The sequence below is a fragment of the Sediminibacterium sp. TEGAF015 genome (assembly GCF_025997995.1).
Classification (GTDB): domain Bacteria; phylum Bacteroidota; class Bacteroidia; order Chitinophagales; family Chitinophagaceae; genus Sediminibacterium.
Genome location: NZ_AP026683.1, coordinates 672,298 through 688,955, shown reverse-complemented (window position 1 = coordinate 688,955; position 16,658 = coordinate 672,298). Strand labels below are relative to the sequence as shown.

At 36.3% G+C, this 16,658-nt stretch carries 11 protein-coding genes; 5 read left to right on the top strand and 6 right to left on the bottom strand.

The genetic code is table 11. The features are described from left to right. Positions 1-63 precede the first annotated feature (63 nt). Positions 64-2,613: an ATP-dependent Clp protease ATP-binding subunit gene (locus TEGAF0_RS03105; RefSeq protein ID WP_264899974.1), complete on the top strand. Its 2,550-nt coding sequence runs from the start codon at positions 64-66 to the stop codon at positions 2,611-2,613. Between the two features lie 72 nt (positions 2,614-2,685). Here TEGAF0_RS03105 and TEGAF0_RS03100 read toward each other — a convergent pair whose 3' ends face one another. From TEGAF0_RS03100 to TEGAF0_RS03090, 3 genes are all read right to left on the bottom strand, one after another. Then, positions 2,686-3,246 carry a UbiX family flavin prenyltransferase gene (locus TEGAF0_RS03100; RefSeq protein ID WP_264899973.1) on the bottom strand — a complete coding sequence of 187 codons (561 nt, stop codon included), beginning with the start codon at positions 3,244-3,246 and terminating at the stop codon, positions 2,686-2,688. 80 nt (positions 3,247-3,326) lie between these two features. Next, the gene (glgP, locus tag TEGAF0_RS03095) at positions 3,327-4,979 is read right to left on the bottom strand and encodes an alpha-glucan family phosphorylase (RefSeq protein ID WP_264899972.1); all 1,653 of its coding nucleotides are present in this window, start codon (positions 4,977-4,979) and stop codon (positions 3,327-3,329) included. A 70-nt stretch (positions 4,980-5,049) separates the two neighbouring features. Next, complete coding sequence (locus TEGAF0_RS03090; protein ID WP_264899970.1) at positions 5,050-6,012, bottom strand: hypothetical protein; 963 nt, start codon at positions 6,010-6,012, stop codon at positions 5,050-5,052. A gap of 102 nt (positions 6,013-6,114) precedes the next feature. Here TEGAF0_RS03090 and TEGAF0_RS03085 point away from each other — a divergent pair, with 102 nt between their 5' ends. From TEGAF0_RS03085 to TEGAF0_RS03075, 3 genes are read left to right on the top strand one after another with little or no spacing between them, the layout of a single operon-like run. Then, a complete protein-coding gene (locus TEGAF0_RS03085; protein WP_264899968.1) occupies positions 6,115-6,786 on the top strand; it encodes a metal-dependent transcriptional regulator in 672 nt (223 codons plus the stop codon). Next, entirely contained in the window at positions 6,776-8,659 is a 1,884-nt protein-coding gene (locus TEGAF0_RS03080) for an Nramp family divalent metal transporter (protein ID WP_264899966.1), read from the top strand. Before TEGAF0_RS03085 ends, TEGAF0_RS03080 begins: the two co-directional genes overlap by 11 nt. Before the next feature lie 59 nt (positions 8,660-8,718). Further along, positions 8,719-9,951, top strand: coding sequence for an NADP-dependent isocitrate dehydrogenase (locus tag TEGAF0_RS03075; protein WP_264899964.1), 1,233 nt, complete (start codon positions 8,719-8,721; stop codon positions 9,949-9,951). Positions 9,952-10,035: 84 nt separating this feature from the next. Here the strand turns inward: TEGAF0_RS03075 and TEGAF0_RS03070 are convergent, their stop codons facing one another. The 3 genes from TEGAF0_RS03070 to TEGAF0_RS03060 are packed head-to-tail and all read right to left on the bottom strand — an operon-like array spanning position 10,036 to position 13,181. Continuing rightward, a complete protein-coding gene (locus TEGAF0_RS03070) occupies positions 10,036-10,827 on the bottom strand; it encodes a DUF2452 domain-containing protein (RefSeq protein WP_264899962.1) in 792 nt (263 codons plus the stop codon). 5 nt (positions 10,828-10,832) lie between these two features. Further along, entirely contained in the window at positions 10,833-11,342 is a 510-nt protein-coding gene (locus TEGAF0_RS03065) for a DUF2911 domain-containing protein (protein WP_264899961.1), read from the bottom strand. Positions 11,343-11,381: 39 nt separating this feature from the next. Next, positions 11,382-13,181 (bottom strand): BamA/TamA family outer membrane protein, encoded by a 1,800-nt coding sequence (locus tag TEGAF0_RS03060; RefSeq protein WP_264899960.1) that lies wholly within the window; start codon positions 13,179-13,181, stop codon positions 11,382-11,384. 188 nt (positions 13,182-13,369) lie between these two features. Between TEGAF0_RS03060 and TEGAF0_RS03055 the strand changes: the two genes are divergently transcribed. Continuing rightward, the gene (locus TEGAF0_RS03055; RefSeq protein WP_264899959.1) at positions 13,370-16,651 is read left to right on the top strand and encodes a response regulator; all 3,282 of its coding nucleotides are present in this window, start codon (positions 13,370-13,372) and stop codon (positions 16,649-16,651) included. Positions 16,652-16,658 lie beyond the last annotated feature (7 nt).

Genomic DNA, 16,658 nt, shown 5'->3' with positions numbered 1-16,658 from the left:
GTACAAATCCTGCACAACTTCACTCAAAAATATTCGTTATAATTGTATAAATCCAAATAAGATATGGATAATAATTTTTCAGCACAGGTTAAGGAAATCATTTCTTTCAGCAGGGAAGAGGCGCTCAGGTTAGGAAATGACTTCATAGGAACGGAACATTTATTACTCGGGTTAATCAGAGACGGTGATAATACAGCCATTAAAGTTTTGAAACAGCTTAATGTAGACTTGTACGAACTGCGTAAAGAGGTGGAATTGGCTGTAAAAGATAAAACTGGTAAAAATATTGCCAATATCAATAGTCTTCCGTTAACCAAACAGGCAGAAAAAGTGATTAGGGTGACTGTATTGGAAGCCAAAGCGCTGAAAAGCCCTCTGGTTGAAACAGAACACCTGATGTTAAGTATCCTCAAAAACAAGGAAAACATAGCAACACAGATTCTGAATCAATTTGAGATCGACTACGATATATTCCGCAACGATTTGGGTATGGTCGGCAGTTCTAATCCAACCCCCAGAAGCGAATTTCCGGAGGACGGTGACGATGAGTTCGATGAAGACAAAAAGAGTGGATTCCAGGCTTCTAAGTCCGGTAAGCCGGCAGTTGGAGGAGCCAAAAGTAAAACGCCTGTATTGGATAATTTCGGAAGAGATATTACCAAATTAGCTGAAGCTGGTAATTTGGATCCAATAGTAGGACGAGAAGCAGAAATAGAAAGAGTCAGCCAGATTTTAAGCCGTCGTAAAAAGAATAATCCTATTTTAATTGGAGAGCCGGGAGTAGGTAAAACGGCTATCGTAGAAGGATTGGCTTTAAGGATTGTTCAACGTAAAGTCAGCAGAGTATTATTTGATAAAAGAGTAATCTCCCTTGATTTAGCTGCGTTGGTTGCCGGCACTAAATACCGTGGACAATTTGAAGAAAGAATGAAAGCCATCATGAATGAATTGGAAAAAAACAGAGATGTTATTCTTTTCATTGATGAGATACATACGATTGTGGGTGCAGGTGGAGCCAGCGGTTCATTGGATGCTTCCAATATATTCAAACCTGCTTTAGCCAGAGGCGAATTGCAATGCATAGGCGCTTCTACGTTAGATGAATACAGAATGTACATTGAGAAAGATGGCGCCCTGGATCGCAGATTCCAGAAAGTGTTGATTGAGCCGCCAAGTGTGGATGAAACCATTCAGATTCTCAATAATATTAAGTCTAAATACGAGGAGTTTCACAATGTATACTACGGAGATGATGCAATTGATGCCTGTGTAAAGCTAAGTGACCGGTATATGACAGACCGGTTATTGCCTGACAAAGCTATTGATGTGATGGATGAAGTGGGAGCAAGGGTTCATTTAAAGAATATCAATGTACCGGAAACCATTGTGGCATTGGAAAAGAAAATTGAGGAAGTTAAGCTTGAAAAAAACAAAGTGGTGAAAAGCCAACGTTTTGAAGAAGCAGCTTCTTTAAGAGATACTGAAAAGAAACTGGGTGAGGAATTAGAAAGAGCTAAAGCACAATGGGAAGAAGAAAGCAAGAACAAACGTTACCCAATTTCTGAAGAACATATTGCTGAGGTTATCTCTATGATGACAGGTATTCCTGTTAAAAGAATGGTAGAAGCGGAAACTGAAAAACTACGCCGCATGAATGAAGATATGCGTGGTATGGTGATTGGTCAAGATGAAGCCATTCAAAAAGTAGTTAGAGCAATTCAGCGAAACAGGGTAGGACTGAAAGACCCTAAAAAGCCAATTGGTACTTTTATATTCCTTGGCCCTACAGGTGTGGGTAAAACTGAATTAGCTCGTTCTCTGGCCCGTTATATGTTCGATTCCGAAGATTCTCTAATCCGCATTGACATGAGTGAATACATGGAAAAATTCACCGTTAGCCGATTGATTGGTGCACCTCCGGGATACGTTGGTTACGAAGAAGGTGGTCAATTAACCGAAAAGGTTAGAAGAAAGCCTTATTCTGTTATTTTATTGGATGAGATTGAAAAAGCACACCCTGATATCTACAATATTCTATTACAGGTATTAGACGATGGTCAATTAACAGATGGTTTAGGAAGAAAAGTAGACTTTAAGAATACGCTAATCATCATGACTTCTAATATTGGTGTTCGTCAGTTGAAAGAATTTGGAGATGGGGTAGGTTTTGCAACGGCCACAAGAATTCAGAATGCGGAAGAAAACAGCAAAGCAGTAATCGAAAAGGCTTTGAAGAAAACTTTCTCTCCTGAATTCTTAAACAGAATTGATGATGTGGTGGTATTTAATTCCTTGACAAAAGATAATATTTTCAATATCATTGATATTCTGATGAAAGGAGTTTCCAAACGTCTTCAGAATTTGGGGTTTGAATTGGAATTAACTACGGCTGCAAAAGACTTTATTGCAGATAAAGGATATGATGTCCAATTTGGGGCAAGACCTTTACACAGAGCCATTCAGAAATATCTGGAAGATCCATTGGCAGAAGAGATAATGAAAATGTCTATTAAGCAAGGGGATGTTTTGGTTGCTGATTTTAATGCAGAAACCGCCTTACTGGAGTTTTCATTTAAATCGCGTCAGCCTGAAGAAGCGAATACCAACTCATAGGTTAATCTACAGATTGGGGCACACCCAGTTTGATATAAATAAAAGCCCGATTCTGATTAAGTGTCGGGCTTTTTACTTTCCCCAACGATAAGTATCAATCTTAATACCAGCCAGATCCAGCACACGGTCTACCACTGTAGCAGCAACTTCTGCAATGGTGCTAGGTTTACTATAAAAAGAAGGAGTTGCTGGACAAATGATACCTCCAGCGAGGGTAATGGTTTCCATGTTTTTGATTTGAATCAAATTATATGGAGTTTCCCGGGCAACCAGAATCAGTTTTCGTCTTTCTTTTAAAATTACATCTGCCGCACGTGTAATTAAGTCGTCACTAATGCCTGCTGCAATTCTTCCCATGGTTCCCATACTGCAGGGTACAACAATCATCGTATTATACTGAGCGGATCCTGAAGCAAAAGGAGCGTAAAAGTCCTGCTTCCCGTAAAAGGTAAATGGATATTGAGCATAGGACTTATCACCAATTTCGGTTTCCCATACATCCTGTGCATTTTTGCTCATCACAATTCCTACAGCATTGTATTGGTCAGGATTGGCAGCCAATTTATCTAATATGCCTTTTGCATAGATAGATCCACTGGCACCGGTAATGGCTATAATAATTTTATGCTTCATAAACTACTTAACAAAACTAGGCAGGAAAGGTTAAAAAAATACCCTCCTGTTTGGGGAGGGTATTAAAAAGTCATTTATGATTACTTATACATGATTTCATAATATTCATGGGCCATTCGATTACTATCGAACTGGAAACGCACATCACGCATACCATTCTTCATGATTTGTCTCCAGGTATCATGATCTTCATAATACAAAGGAATAATCTGTTGTTCCAGAATCTCATAAGCTTTGTTTAGATCATATTCATCCTGGTCATGAGTAGTCATGTTTGCATAATCAGCTTTGGGAACCACAAAACCATTATTGCCATGGTTAACAAATTCTGGTATCCAGCCATCATCTGTAGAGAAGTTTACTGCACCATTCATCGCAGCAGTCATACCACTGGTTCCTGATGCTTCTCGAGGAACCCTTGGATTATTTAACCATACATCTGCTGCTTGTTTTAAACGTTTGCTTAAGGCTAATTCATATCCAATTACCACTGCTACATTTTTATAATTCTTACTTAAATGCACTAGATTGTTAAATTGCGAAATAGCAGGGTAGTCTACCGGATAAGGTTTACCAGCCCAAATAATTTGCACCGGATATTTAACATTATTCAGCATTTTTTCAAAACGTTCCATGTCGTAAGTAAGCATATCTGCGCGTTTATAACCCGCAAATCTTCTAGCCCATACAATGGTCAACACTTTGGGATCAAATACTTTTCCTGTTTGGTCTGCTACAATTTCAAATGCACGTTTCTTCAAGAAAGATTTACGATCGTCATACACTTCATCGTTGCCTTCCTCCATGGCACGATACATTTGTTTGTCGGCCCAATAGCGCCAGTTCTGGGCATTGGTAATTGAAGTAATTGGACAGATTCCCTCGTAGTTCTTCCACATTTCACGGCTTACCACGCCATGCAAGGCTGATACCCCATTTGCTTTTCTGGCAAAACGCAAAGCAGCAAGTGAATGATTAAACTGGTCATCGTGCGTACCTGTTAATTTTCTTACTTCATCAATGCTTAACCCACAGAAGTAACTCATTTTGTGGCATAAGTATAAATCATGCTTTTCGTTACCAGCTTCTTCAGGAGTATGGGTTGTAAAGACAAGGTGCTCTCTTACTTTTTCTACACTCTTGAATTTATTAAGCAAATAAAAAGCTGAAGAAATTCCGTGTGCTTCATTTAAGTGATACACATCAGGGTTAAAGCCCAGCTCATCTATCAGTTTTGCTCCACCTACACCCAAAAGAATAAACTGTGCAACTTTAGTTGCCACATTTGCATCATACAATCTATGTGTTATCGTTTGAGAAACATAATCGTTTTCAGGTAAGTCTGTGCTTAATAAAAAGAGAGGGGCGCTGTTAAATGTCTCCGGATTTAAATAATATGCTTTTACCCAAACCGGATGTTCATGAATCAATATCTGAAACTTAATGCCGGTATCTTCCAGAAAACTGTAAATCTTTTCCATGAAAGTTACCTGTAACGTCTGATCCTGATTTCTAGCTTGGTCATAATAGCCGTATTTCCAAAGAATCCCGATTCCAATCATATTCTGACGCAATTCATAAGCACTGCGTAAATGTGAACCAGCCAGATATCCCAATCCACCACTGTATATTTTTAAAGGTTGATGTATGGCAAACTCCATTGAGAAATACGCAGCTTTCTTGGCGTATTGCTCATTAATTTGATAGGGTACATGATAACTTCTAAAATTCATTGCTGCTTGTTTGGTTAAAAATTGATAGGCAATATAAGGCTAAAAAACGATAATGTAAATTTTACACTAACTAACGTTTATTCACTTTTTTCTTTTTGGGTTCTTTTTTCTTGGTATAGCGGTCATTAAAGTAACACTTTATTCCACGATGATTACCACAACTTCCTTGTTCTTTGATGCTAAGTTGATTGGAAGTGAATATAAAATCAATTAGGCAGGGATCGCCATTCTTAGAATAAAGTCCTTCCATGGGTTTAGCCAATTTAAACTCTCCCTTTAATTCTCCTTTGCAAGCACCATTGCTTTTTTCAAATAAAATGAAAAACAGATAGTGATTTTCATCTTTACCGTCTCTTACAGAAACATAGTTATGTTTATCCTTAATATAATCTCCACTTAATTTATTCAATTTGGGTAATGTATCCAAAGGATTGATAACAGCAGTTTTGGCAGGATCTTCATTAGAATCATTAATCACAATCATAAAAAAGCCTGCATCATTGTATACCCATCCTGCTCTGGTAAACAACATTTCATTGTTGCTGCCCATTTTTTCTCTGCTGATTAAGAAAGTAGGTTCTTTATTAATATTGAGAGAGCGATGATATCCTGCCTCTTCTGAGTTGTTTAATAATTCTTTGCTGCCAAGAAACTTATTCTTATTGTCGGTAACTATTACTGCTAACCTCTTTTTCTTTTTGTTTTCTTTAATTATGAATAAGAGATAGTTTTCTTTTTCCTTTTCAATCTTTCCCACCGGGCTTATTGTATAAATTTTGGTCTTTCCCATAATATTGCTCAAAGCAGTATCAGGATAAAACTGTAGAAAAACTTCTTTCGCAATCTTAAGAGTATCTGCATTTTTTTCCAGATTGGTATCTGCAACACTATAGGGAAGTGGAAGTGGTTTAAAAACGCTGAGGAAATCCTTTTCCTTTACGGTTGTTTTTCCAGACAAATCAATTGGGGCATCAGAACAAGAGCCTAATAAAATACTACAGTAAAGGGTGAAGAGTAAATGATGCCACTTCATTCGGAATATATTTTCATAAAAATAAGTGATTTGAAGCTTGTTACAGAATAGTTTGAGAAAAATGGAATAATTTTTTAGATTTGTCTAAAATATTATTTAGATATGCCTTTAACTTCTTCTGAAGAAAATTATATCAAGACCATTTTTCAACTTCAGGTTAAAGACGGGTTAGTTAGTACCAACGAGGTAGCAACAGTTTTACAGACTTCAGCTGCTTCTGTTACAGATATGCTTAAAAAACTAAAGAGCAAAAAATTACTGGTATATGAAAAATACAAAGGCTTTAAATTAAATAATGATGGTAAGAAAATTGCCTTAATGGTTTTGCGGAAACACCGGCTTTGGGAAACATTCTTAGTGAAAGTATTGAAGTTCAATTGGGATGAAGTGCATGAAGTAGCAGAGCAACTGGAACATATTCAGAGTCAACAGCTCATTGATCACTTGAATGATTTTTTAGGTAATCCTGCATTTGATCCGCATGGAGACCCTATTCCTGATGCGACTGGTAAGATGCCATTCCAATCTCAAATGAATCTGAATAAATTTCCTCTGTATATGTCGGGCGAGGTAACTGCAGTTGGCAGTCAGTCTGCTGATATTCTTTCTCTACTTCAACACAAAAAAATAGCTATTGGAGTCAGGATAAAAGTGAAGCAAAATTTTGCATTTGATAACTCTTTTGAAATTCAAATAAACGATAAAGAGCTTGTTCATATCAGTGCGCAATTGGCTGAACAGATTTATGTAAAAAAATTACAGCATGCGAATTAGTAATGTTGATCAATCATTAAGTGAAGTTCACGAAACAGTTGACACAACTGTTCCAAGAAATGGCTGGAAACGGATTCTTGCTTATATAGGGCCTGCTTATCTGGTGAGTGTCGGATATATGGATCCGGGCAACTGGGCTACAGATTTACAGGGAGGTGCTAAGTTTGGCTATCAATTGATTTGGGTTCTTTTAATGAGTAACCTGATGGCTTTATTGCTTCAAAGCTTAAGCGCAAGACTCGGTATTGTCAGAAGAAGAGATCTGGCTCAGGCAAATCGCGAAACCTATCCTCCTTTTGTAAATTTCTGTCTGTATGTTCTGGCAGAATTAGCTATTGCAGCCTGTGATCTGGCGGAAGTTTTAGGAATGGCAATAGGAATTCACCTGCTAACAGGGTTACCCATATTATGGGGAACGGTTATTACTGTACTGGATACCTTTCTTTTTTTATTTCTACAGCGCTGGGGTATAAGAAAAATGGAAGCTTTCATTATCACGCTTGTCGCTATTATTGGCTTTTCATTTCTCGTGCAAATAATAATTGCCAGACCTGCCATTGGAGATGTATTGGGGGGATTAAAGCCGGGGATGTTGCATGATGGCGCACTCTATATTGCGGTAGGGATTATTGGGGCTACTGTAATGCCACATAATTTGTATTTGCATTCAGCTTTGGTACAAACCAGAAAAATAAATCCGGATACTAAAGGGATTAAAACTGCCATTAAATACAATCTGATTGATAGTACTATTGCGCTGAATGCCGCATTTCTAGTGAATACAGCCATTCTAGTGCTTGCAGCAACGGTATTTTACAAAACCGGAAACACAGAAGTAGCTAAAATTCAGGATGCTCATCATTTACTGGAACCCTTGTTAGGCTCTACTTTAGCGCCGGCTCTTTTTGCTATTGCCTTGATAGCGGCAGGACAAAGTTCTACTGTAACCGGAACCATGGCAGGACAGATTGTAATGGAAGGATATTTACATTTGAGAATTAATCCCTGGCTTAGGAGATTGTTAACCCGTTTGATTGCCATTGTTCCAGCTTTATTGGTAATCATTATTTATGGGGATGAAAAGGTAGATGATTTACTGATTTTTAGTCAGGTTATATTAAGTATTCAATTAGGATTTGCCGTAATTCCATTGATACATTTTGTAAGTGATACATCTACTATGGGGGAATTTGTAATTGGCATAAAAACAAGAATACTTGCTTGGCTGGTTGCGTTGATTCTAGTCTTTCTGAACGTAAATCTGGTTATAGAGGAAGTTGCAGCTTTATTTCATAGCAATACCTCAATCTGGCTGAAAATAGGGGTAATACTGGCAATTTTGGGCTTTATATGGTTGTTTCTAATGATGACATTTTATCCGATTATTTCAAAAAAACGAAAACTGGTAAAAGATACTTTATATGGCGACGCAATGCCATTGGATAATCTTGAAGTCAGGAAAATTCATCGTATTGCTATTGCCCTTGATTTCACTAACGCAGATGAAAAACTGATTGCTCATGCGCTTTCACAGGGTAATGACCAGGTTTCCTATCAACTAATACATATAGTTGAGAGCGTTTCTGCACGGTATTCTAAAGATGCCAGTGACGACGCCGAAACAAGAAAAGACAAGGAAAGATTACAAAATTATGTGGAACAGCTTCAATCAAAAGGCATCAATGCCAGCGGATATATGGGGTATACAAGAAGAGTAGCAGAAATCGTAAGACTGGTTCAGGAATTGGATTCAGATATGTTGGTAATGGGGGCACACCGTCATAGTGGATTAAAAGACTATGTTTTTGGAGAAACCATTGAAGATGTTAGGCATAAATTGACCATTCCGGTATTAATTGTGAATGTTTCCTAAAAACGGATTCCCCAATAAATAATATATTTGCCGACTGAATTCAACAAAACACAGAAATTATGGCCCAAAAAATTAAAGTTGCTAATCCGGTAGTAGAATTGGATGGAGATGAAATGACCAGAATTATTTGGAAGTTCATTAAAGACAAATTGATTTTACCTTATCTGGATTTAGATATCAAATACTATGATTTAGGAATGGAATACCGCGATGAAACCAATGACCAGGTTACCATAGACGCGGCCAATGCCATTAAGCAATATGGAGTCGGAATTAAATGTGCAACCATTACTCCTGACGAACAGCGTGTGAAAGAGTTCAATTTGAAGCAAATGTGGAAAAGCCCTAACGGAACCATCCGTAACATTCTGGATGGTACTGTTTTCAGAGAGCCAATCGTATGTTCTAATGTGCCCAGACTGGTACCCAACTGGACAGCGCCTATCTGTATTGGACGTCATGCATTCGGAGATCAGTATCGTGCTACCGATTTCGTAACAAAGGGTAAAGGTAAATTAACAGTTAAATTTGAAGGAGAAGACGGTACTGTTCAAGAATTTGAGGTTTACAACTTTAAAGGCGACGGTGTTGCTTTGGCAATGTACAATACCGATGAGAGTATCAAGGGTTTTGCAAGAGCTTGTTTTAATCAGGCTTTAATCAAAAAATGGCCTTTGTATTTATCTACTAAAAATACCATCCTTAAGAAGTACGATGGTCGCTTCAAAGATATTTTTGAAGAAATTTATCAAAATGAATTTAAACAATCTTTCACTGAAGCGGGAATTACTTATGAACACCGCTTAATTGATGACATGGTTGCATCTGCTTTAAAATGGAATGGTAATTTTGTATGGGCTTGTAAAAACTATGACGGGGACGTTCAGAGTGATACCGTAGCTCAAGGCTTTGGTTCATTGGGTTTAATGACTTCTACTTTAGTAACACCAGATGGAAAAGTAATGGAAGCAGAAGCGGCTCATGGTACTGTTACCAGACACTTTAGAGAGCATCAGAAAGGAAATCGTACCTCAACAAATCCAATTGCATCCATTTTTGCTTGGACTCGCGGTTTGGAATTCCGTGGAAAACTAGATAACAACCAGGAACTAATTAACTTCTGTCAGACACTTGAAAAAGTTTGTGTTGATGTGGTTGAAGCAGGTAAAATGACTAAAGACCTTGCTGTATGTATTCATGGCAACAAAGTAAATCATGGAGAACATTATTTGTACACAGAAGAATTCTTAGACGCAATTGATGCTGAACTAAGCACAAGATTGGCTAATTAATAGATCTGACATTTATGAAAATCCCGGAAGTGTTAAATACTTACCGGGATTTTTTATACTATTACTTTATGCTGATTCAACAAACTAAGAAACTTCTACCCAGGTATGGTCAGCCAATAATTTAACAGAAGAAACAAACTGTTTAAATGGCCCGCTAGCGCCCCATTCCTGAGGTGCTACTAACGAAAGGATATGTGTACTGTCTTTCTTTTCATATAAATGATATACCTGTCCAATTTGTGGTTTAAAATTCAGCTTTGCTTCATAGATCATCAAGCTCAGTTCTTTTCGTTTACGAATCTCCTGTGCCTGACGAGCCAGTAATTCAATTTGCTGTCTTATCTGGTCCAACTGCATATTGGTCTGGTCTTCCATAGCACTTAAAGCCTTATGTTTTATCACACCTTCTTTGGTAGGTCTGATAGCAACTCCAGCAACCGAAGAAGAGTAGGGAAGCACACTCAACTGCTTATGATATATCTCAATATTTCGATAGTTTTTCCCATTCTCGTCTGTTCCTTCCTGTGTAATACGCATATAACCGTTAGGAAGAATTTCATGTGTTACCTGTAGTACAGACAAAAGGTTTTTGAAAAAACTGACGGCCAGGGTGGAAGAATTAACGATGGTAGCTTTTATTTCATCAGCCAGTTGGTTATCTAATAACTTTTGCATTGCATCATTAGGAACAACCTGATACTGAGTATAAAATGCTTCATTGTCCAGACTCACCCAATTTATACTAACACTCAATGCCTGTCCATTATCAACACTCTCTATTTTATAGTTTCCGCTTTTGGGTGCAATTCCTTTTTGAAAATCACATTTCTCGGGGAAAAGTTGCCAGCTAGCAAGAAAATTATATGCTTGTACCATTTCGCTTATTCTACTGTAAAATCAAAACTCAGATTACCCCATAGTATTTGCACTTTCCCATCTGTATTGATGCTATAAAGCAGTTTTTCAACTAATTCACTATTTGTAGAGAGATTAGCCTTGACACGTAAAGCATCTTCAGAGGCTTTGTATTGAAAAGCGCCCCATTGCTTCCATACTTTATTAAAAATAACAATTGCTTCAGCCTCGTTTTGCAATATAAAAAAAGCATATTTTCCAGCAGGCAAAACCATGCCATTGATTTTCAAATCTTTTGATGTTTCAAAAACAGTTGCATCATTTGCTCCGGCCCGCCATATCTTATTTAACATGGGTTCTACTTCTTTCCCTGGTGTTCTTCCCTTTAAAGAGGGCTGACCGTATCGAATAGAAATTTCAGCACCATTTTTAAGGGTTGCTTTTACTTCAGTTGCCGGACTTGGCTTGGGATTGTTTTGGGCAAAACCCAAAGTACCAACAAACATAAGTCCTGTCATTAATAATAATCTTTTCATAATAGGATGTTTAACATTGATTTCTATAAATAGTTCATTCTAATTTACAACAACAAAATCAGGTTTTTGAATTAAAGTGGTCTGATAACGGAATCTCAAATTGGTTGAAAGGCTTATGTTCCAGGGACTCATCAATTCAACTACTTTTGGGAAAAAGTACGTTTTTAACTCAATGGTGCCAAACACAAGATTTTCATTTCGTGTTCGGATGCCACTACCCAAAGCACTGTAAACAGCTCCATTTTCAGGATCGGAAGCAGAAAGCTTGAGATAGGATATATTGGAAAATATAAAAGGTGCAAAATTAAACCCTGCCAATTTAAAAGTATTATAAAATACAGACTCTGCATTTAGTGTTATTCTTGCCGTACCATCAATCCTGGTATTCCTGATTCGTGGTATACCAAAAATACTGGAAACTCTTAATGGGTCATTGAGTCGAATTGATTTTTGAACAGTAATACTACCACTTAAAAAATGACGCATGAACCAGTTTTTTGCTTTCAATTTTTTTAATGGGGTTATCAACTCAATGCTCATTAGTGCCGATATATCTTCAGGCTTATTTTGATTAATATAGCCTCCTGCTTTCATTGTGTAATTCAAAAAAGCTTTTTTTGAATTGAAATAACTTCGCTGATATTCTGCACCAAAATACATTCGCGAAACATCTTGTCTATCTGCCCAGCCTCCTGTAAATGTTAAGCTGAAGCCTTCCGGCAAATCTTCATTTCTTCCGAATCCATAAATAAAATTTGTATGATAAAAATCACGCTCAAAAAGGGTATAAGAAAATAATACCCCTGTAATATCATTGTATCTACTGTCATAGATTGTTTTCAATGTATCAGGACGAGCAGTAAAATAGCGGTGAATCATTCTTCCTGACAAAATGCTTCTTTTTCTTACCCCTAAATTATCCAGCATACGTTCTTTTGCTCCTAAGCTATAACCCAACCAAAGATCTGCATTATAGTATCCATACTTTAATTGTTGTTCGTAAAAATTGACAGGCGAATAGGTATTACTTGTATTATTAACCGATAGTTCAAACCCACCAGTATATGGATGATATGGGCTTACCAAAGGCAGATCACCTCTTATGAAATAAGCATTTTCCTCTCTTTTTCCTGAATTGAACGTGGGACTTTCAGTTTGAAAGCCTGCTGCTATATTGAGAAAACTTCCTCCGATATTTCTGGCTAGGTACTCAAGGCCATATCCATAAGCAGGATTTCTTCTTGTATCAAGGTATTGCCTGATACGCATCCGATTACCTGACCCAGATACGTTGTCATTATTAACTTCTATATCCAATAGATTGGTATTGAATTCCGACACACTTCCTCCAATGGGAAAAACATCTTTAAAAAGTACCATTACGTCTACTTCATCCTGATTATTTTGAATGGGAATAATTACAATACTTGCGTCCTGAATAAAACTAAGATCGCGCAGGTATCTGATATTATCAGAAAACAAATCCGGATCCACTCTTTCGCCTGCCTTAAAAAATAAATTTTTACGGATTACCGGATACTTGGTAGGTTTATGCAGCGAATTTCCAAGTTGATTCAAAAAATTGTTCCGGGTAATGGTAGTATCAGCAAGCAGTTTATTAAAGCCCAGTTTATTAACATAAACATATCTGATAAATTTACCCTCATAAGGTTCAAAATCAACTGCATTCTTTGTTGCTTCTTGCATTGGTGTACCTGAAACTGGCAGAGGGTTATTAACAGTTATAGATTGCACTACTTTATTAAATAGTTTCTTTGTAGTAGTAATACTATCGGTTAATTGATTGTTTTTTTCCTGTGCAAGTAGCCTATTATACATGCAGAAGATGCATAGAATCAGATATATATTCCTTTTATTAAACATTCGCATCACGTCCTTTAAATCTGCAATAGAACAATCAAACCGTTTCTTGTAGTGGTATTACTACAAATTACAAAAAGTACAAATAAATCGTCAGCTACCCGTTTTTAATTTTTATATTGAGTGTCTATAAATGAATTTAATAAATGAAAAGCAATATCCCCTTTAAATTATATTCAGGATTAGGAATTTCCATATTCTTGGTATTGCTTGTTGGCTATTTTTCTATTGATACGCTAAACAATCAAGTTGAGAGGACAACTCACCTGATTAAAATTAAAAAATCAATCAGTGAAGTGCAAGATTTGGAATACAATATTGCACAAATGCGCTCAGCCAGATTTAAATTCTGGATAGATAGTAAGGATGCTGATATGACCAACTACGTGCTAACAGCCTCAGCCATTAAGCCAATTATTATAAAACTTCAACTGGAATTTCAGAATAATATTAGCCTGACTAATAAAATTAATTCTCTTGATACTTCTTTAACAGCATTGTATTTGTTCTGGGATAGTGAAGGGAAAATAGAATATAATCATTCAAGAAACACCGTAAAAGATATTGCTCAAACAGAAGAAATTGCTTTTCAAAAAATATTTCCTCTGATTGATCGGATTAAACAAGCATTAATACTTGAATTAGATACAACTGAGAAAAAAATTGAAGAATCATTTTCATTTTCAACTAAGCTTATTCTGGGAGGAATTATTTTACTAATAGGCATTGTACTTATTCTGGTTAATGCTGTTATAGCTACTTTAAAAAGTCGTTTCAGATCTGAGAGAAGACTGAAGGAAACTGTGGCAAAAATGGAAGACATTAATCAGCTGGCTACTGAAAAAAATAAGTTACTGGAGGGGGTTAGTTACATTAATGATCATATTCAAAAATCAAATTCCTTATTCGCTTTATCTACGAATGTAATCAGATCTGTGGTAGGGTATCTGGAAGTGCCCGCAGGAGTAATATATATAAAAAATGAAAAAACAGATTTTCTGGAAATGACAGCCGGGGTAGCTGTATCGGCTGACGCTAAAGTTGGTTTCAAAATTGGTGAGGGTATAATCGGAAATGCTGCATTACAAAGAGAAGCGGTTAGTATTTCAGATGTGCCTGCAGATTACTGGCATGTGGAGACTGCTTTGGGAGACATGACAGGAAAAGGTGAAATACTTTGTATGCCGCTTTGGTTAGACAATGAACTGAAAGGATTAATAGAATTAGGAATCTTTGGTAAATTTTCTGCACATCAGAAAAACCTCTTGGAAAATATTGCACACAATGTTGCTTCAGCCATACAAGCAGAACAGGCTAGAGCAAAAATCAATGATTTATTAGCAGAAGTACAAGAACATAAAGACAGCCTTGTTAAACAGCAGGAGGAATTAAGACAAACAAATAACGAACTAAGCAGACAAGCCAAAGAGTTGCAGGAAACCAGTAAATATAAATCTGAATTTCTGGCTAATATGTCTCATGAACTCAGAACGCCATTAAATAGTGTGCTTATTTTGGCGAAACTATTGGCAGATAACAATCCAAGGAACCTTACCGATAAGCAAATTGAATATGCTACTATCATTCACAGATCGGGGTCAGATTTATTAAAACTAATCAACGATATTCTCGACCTATCAAAAATTGAAGCTGGCAAGATTGACCTTACTATAGAAGAAATTAGCGTAGAAAGTATAATTAAAGATTTACAACAATTATTCTCCGTAGTAGCTTCACAAAAAAATATTGAATTCTCCATTCATAAAGATGTTAAAGTACCAAATAACTTAAAAACTGATGTTTTAAGATTGGAACAAATAATCAAGAATCTCTTATCTAATGCATTTAAGTTTACTCCTGAAAATGGAAAAGTTTCCGTCTTGTTCAACGCTTTGGAACATCCAGATGGGAAGCGAATAAGTATACAGGTAAAAGACAGTGGCATTGGTATTTCAGCGGAAAAACAAAAACTCATTTTTGATGCCTTTCAACAGGCAGATGGCTCAACTAGTCGAAAATATGGAGGAACCGGTTTAGGGTTATCCATAAGCAAGGAATTAGCAAGATTGCTCGGCGGAGAAATCATGGTAAGCAGTAAAGAGGGTATGGGAAGTGAATTCACGGTAATTGTTCCTGTTGCAACAACTGAAAGTAATTTTCATCAGAAAGAGGAGTTAAAAACAATTGAGGCACCGGAATTAGATAATATTGAAGAACAAGATAAAGTATCAGATGACAGAAATAATTTAAAAGATAATGATGAGGTGATTCTTATTATAGAAGATGATGAGAATTTTGCAACAATTGTCAGAGATTTTGCCAGAAATAAAAACTTTAAAACGATTATAGCACTTAGTGGTGATGAAGGATTATTTTATGCCAAAAAATACCGACTGAATGCCATTATACTAGATGTACAATTACCTGTTTTAGATGGGTGGTCTTTACTTAAAATTCTTAAAGAGGATCCGGAAACTAAACATATACCTGTGCATATTATATCTGCATTTGATGATAATCGTTTTAATTCTGGCGGAGCATTAGCATATGTTAAAAAACCCATTAATTTGGAAGGACTTAATCTAGCTTTTAATAAAATCAGCACCTACATAAAACAGAATTTTAAAAGTGTTCTTTTAGTTTCACCAGATTATTTCCAAGATAAAAATATCAATGCAATTTTTCAGCAAAGATTAAAATCAGTAACCTTTTATAATGCTAGCAGTATTAATGAAGCAAGAGGAATAACTGAAAATAAACATATTGACTGTATAATTGTTGATTTGGGAAATGAGTGGCAAGAAAACTTAACATCCTTACAAGATTGGCGAAGTTTAAGTAACAATCAACATATTCCGTTTATTTTACTCATTAACAATGACATACCAGAAGCTGAAGAAAATAAATTAAAGCCATTTGCAGAAGCTATTGTTCGCAATGATTTATCCGTTAATGATAATCTAATAACAGAATTAGATTCCTTTCTTTATCAAGTTAAGAAATCTGAAAAGTCAACATTACAGGCTATAATCAATGAATCTACTTTAATGGATTTATCAGGATTTAAGATTTTAATTGTTGACGATGATATGAGAAATGTATACGCATTAAGTACCGCTTTAGAATCTGAAAATGCAGATATTATATCTGCGTCCGATGGAAGAGAATCTTTAGAAATGTTAAAAATTCATGCTGACACTGATTTGGTTTTAATGGATATCATGATGCCGGAAATGGATGGATATGAAGCGATGAGTAGAATTAGAAAAGAACTGAAGCAATTAGATTTACCCATCATTGCATTAACTGCAAAAGCAATGGAAGGAGATAGGGAAAAATGCATTTCTGCTGGGGCATCTGATTACATAACAAAACCTGTAGATATTCAAAAACTTATATCCACGATAAAATCATGGCTGTCAAAATAAAATACAG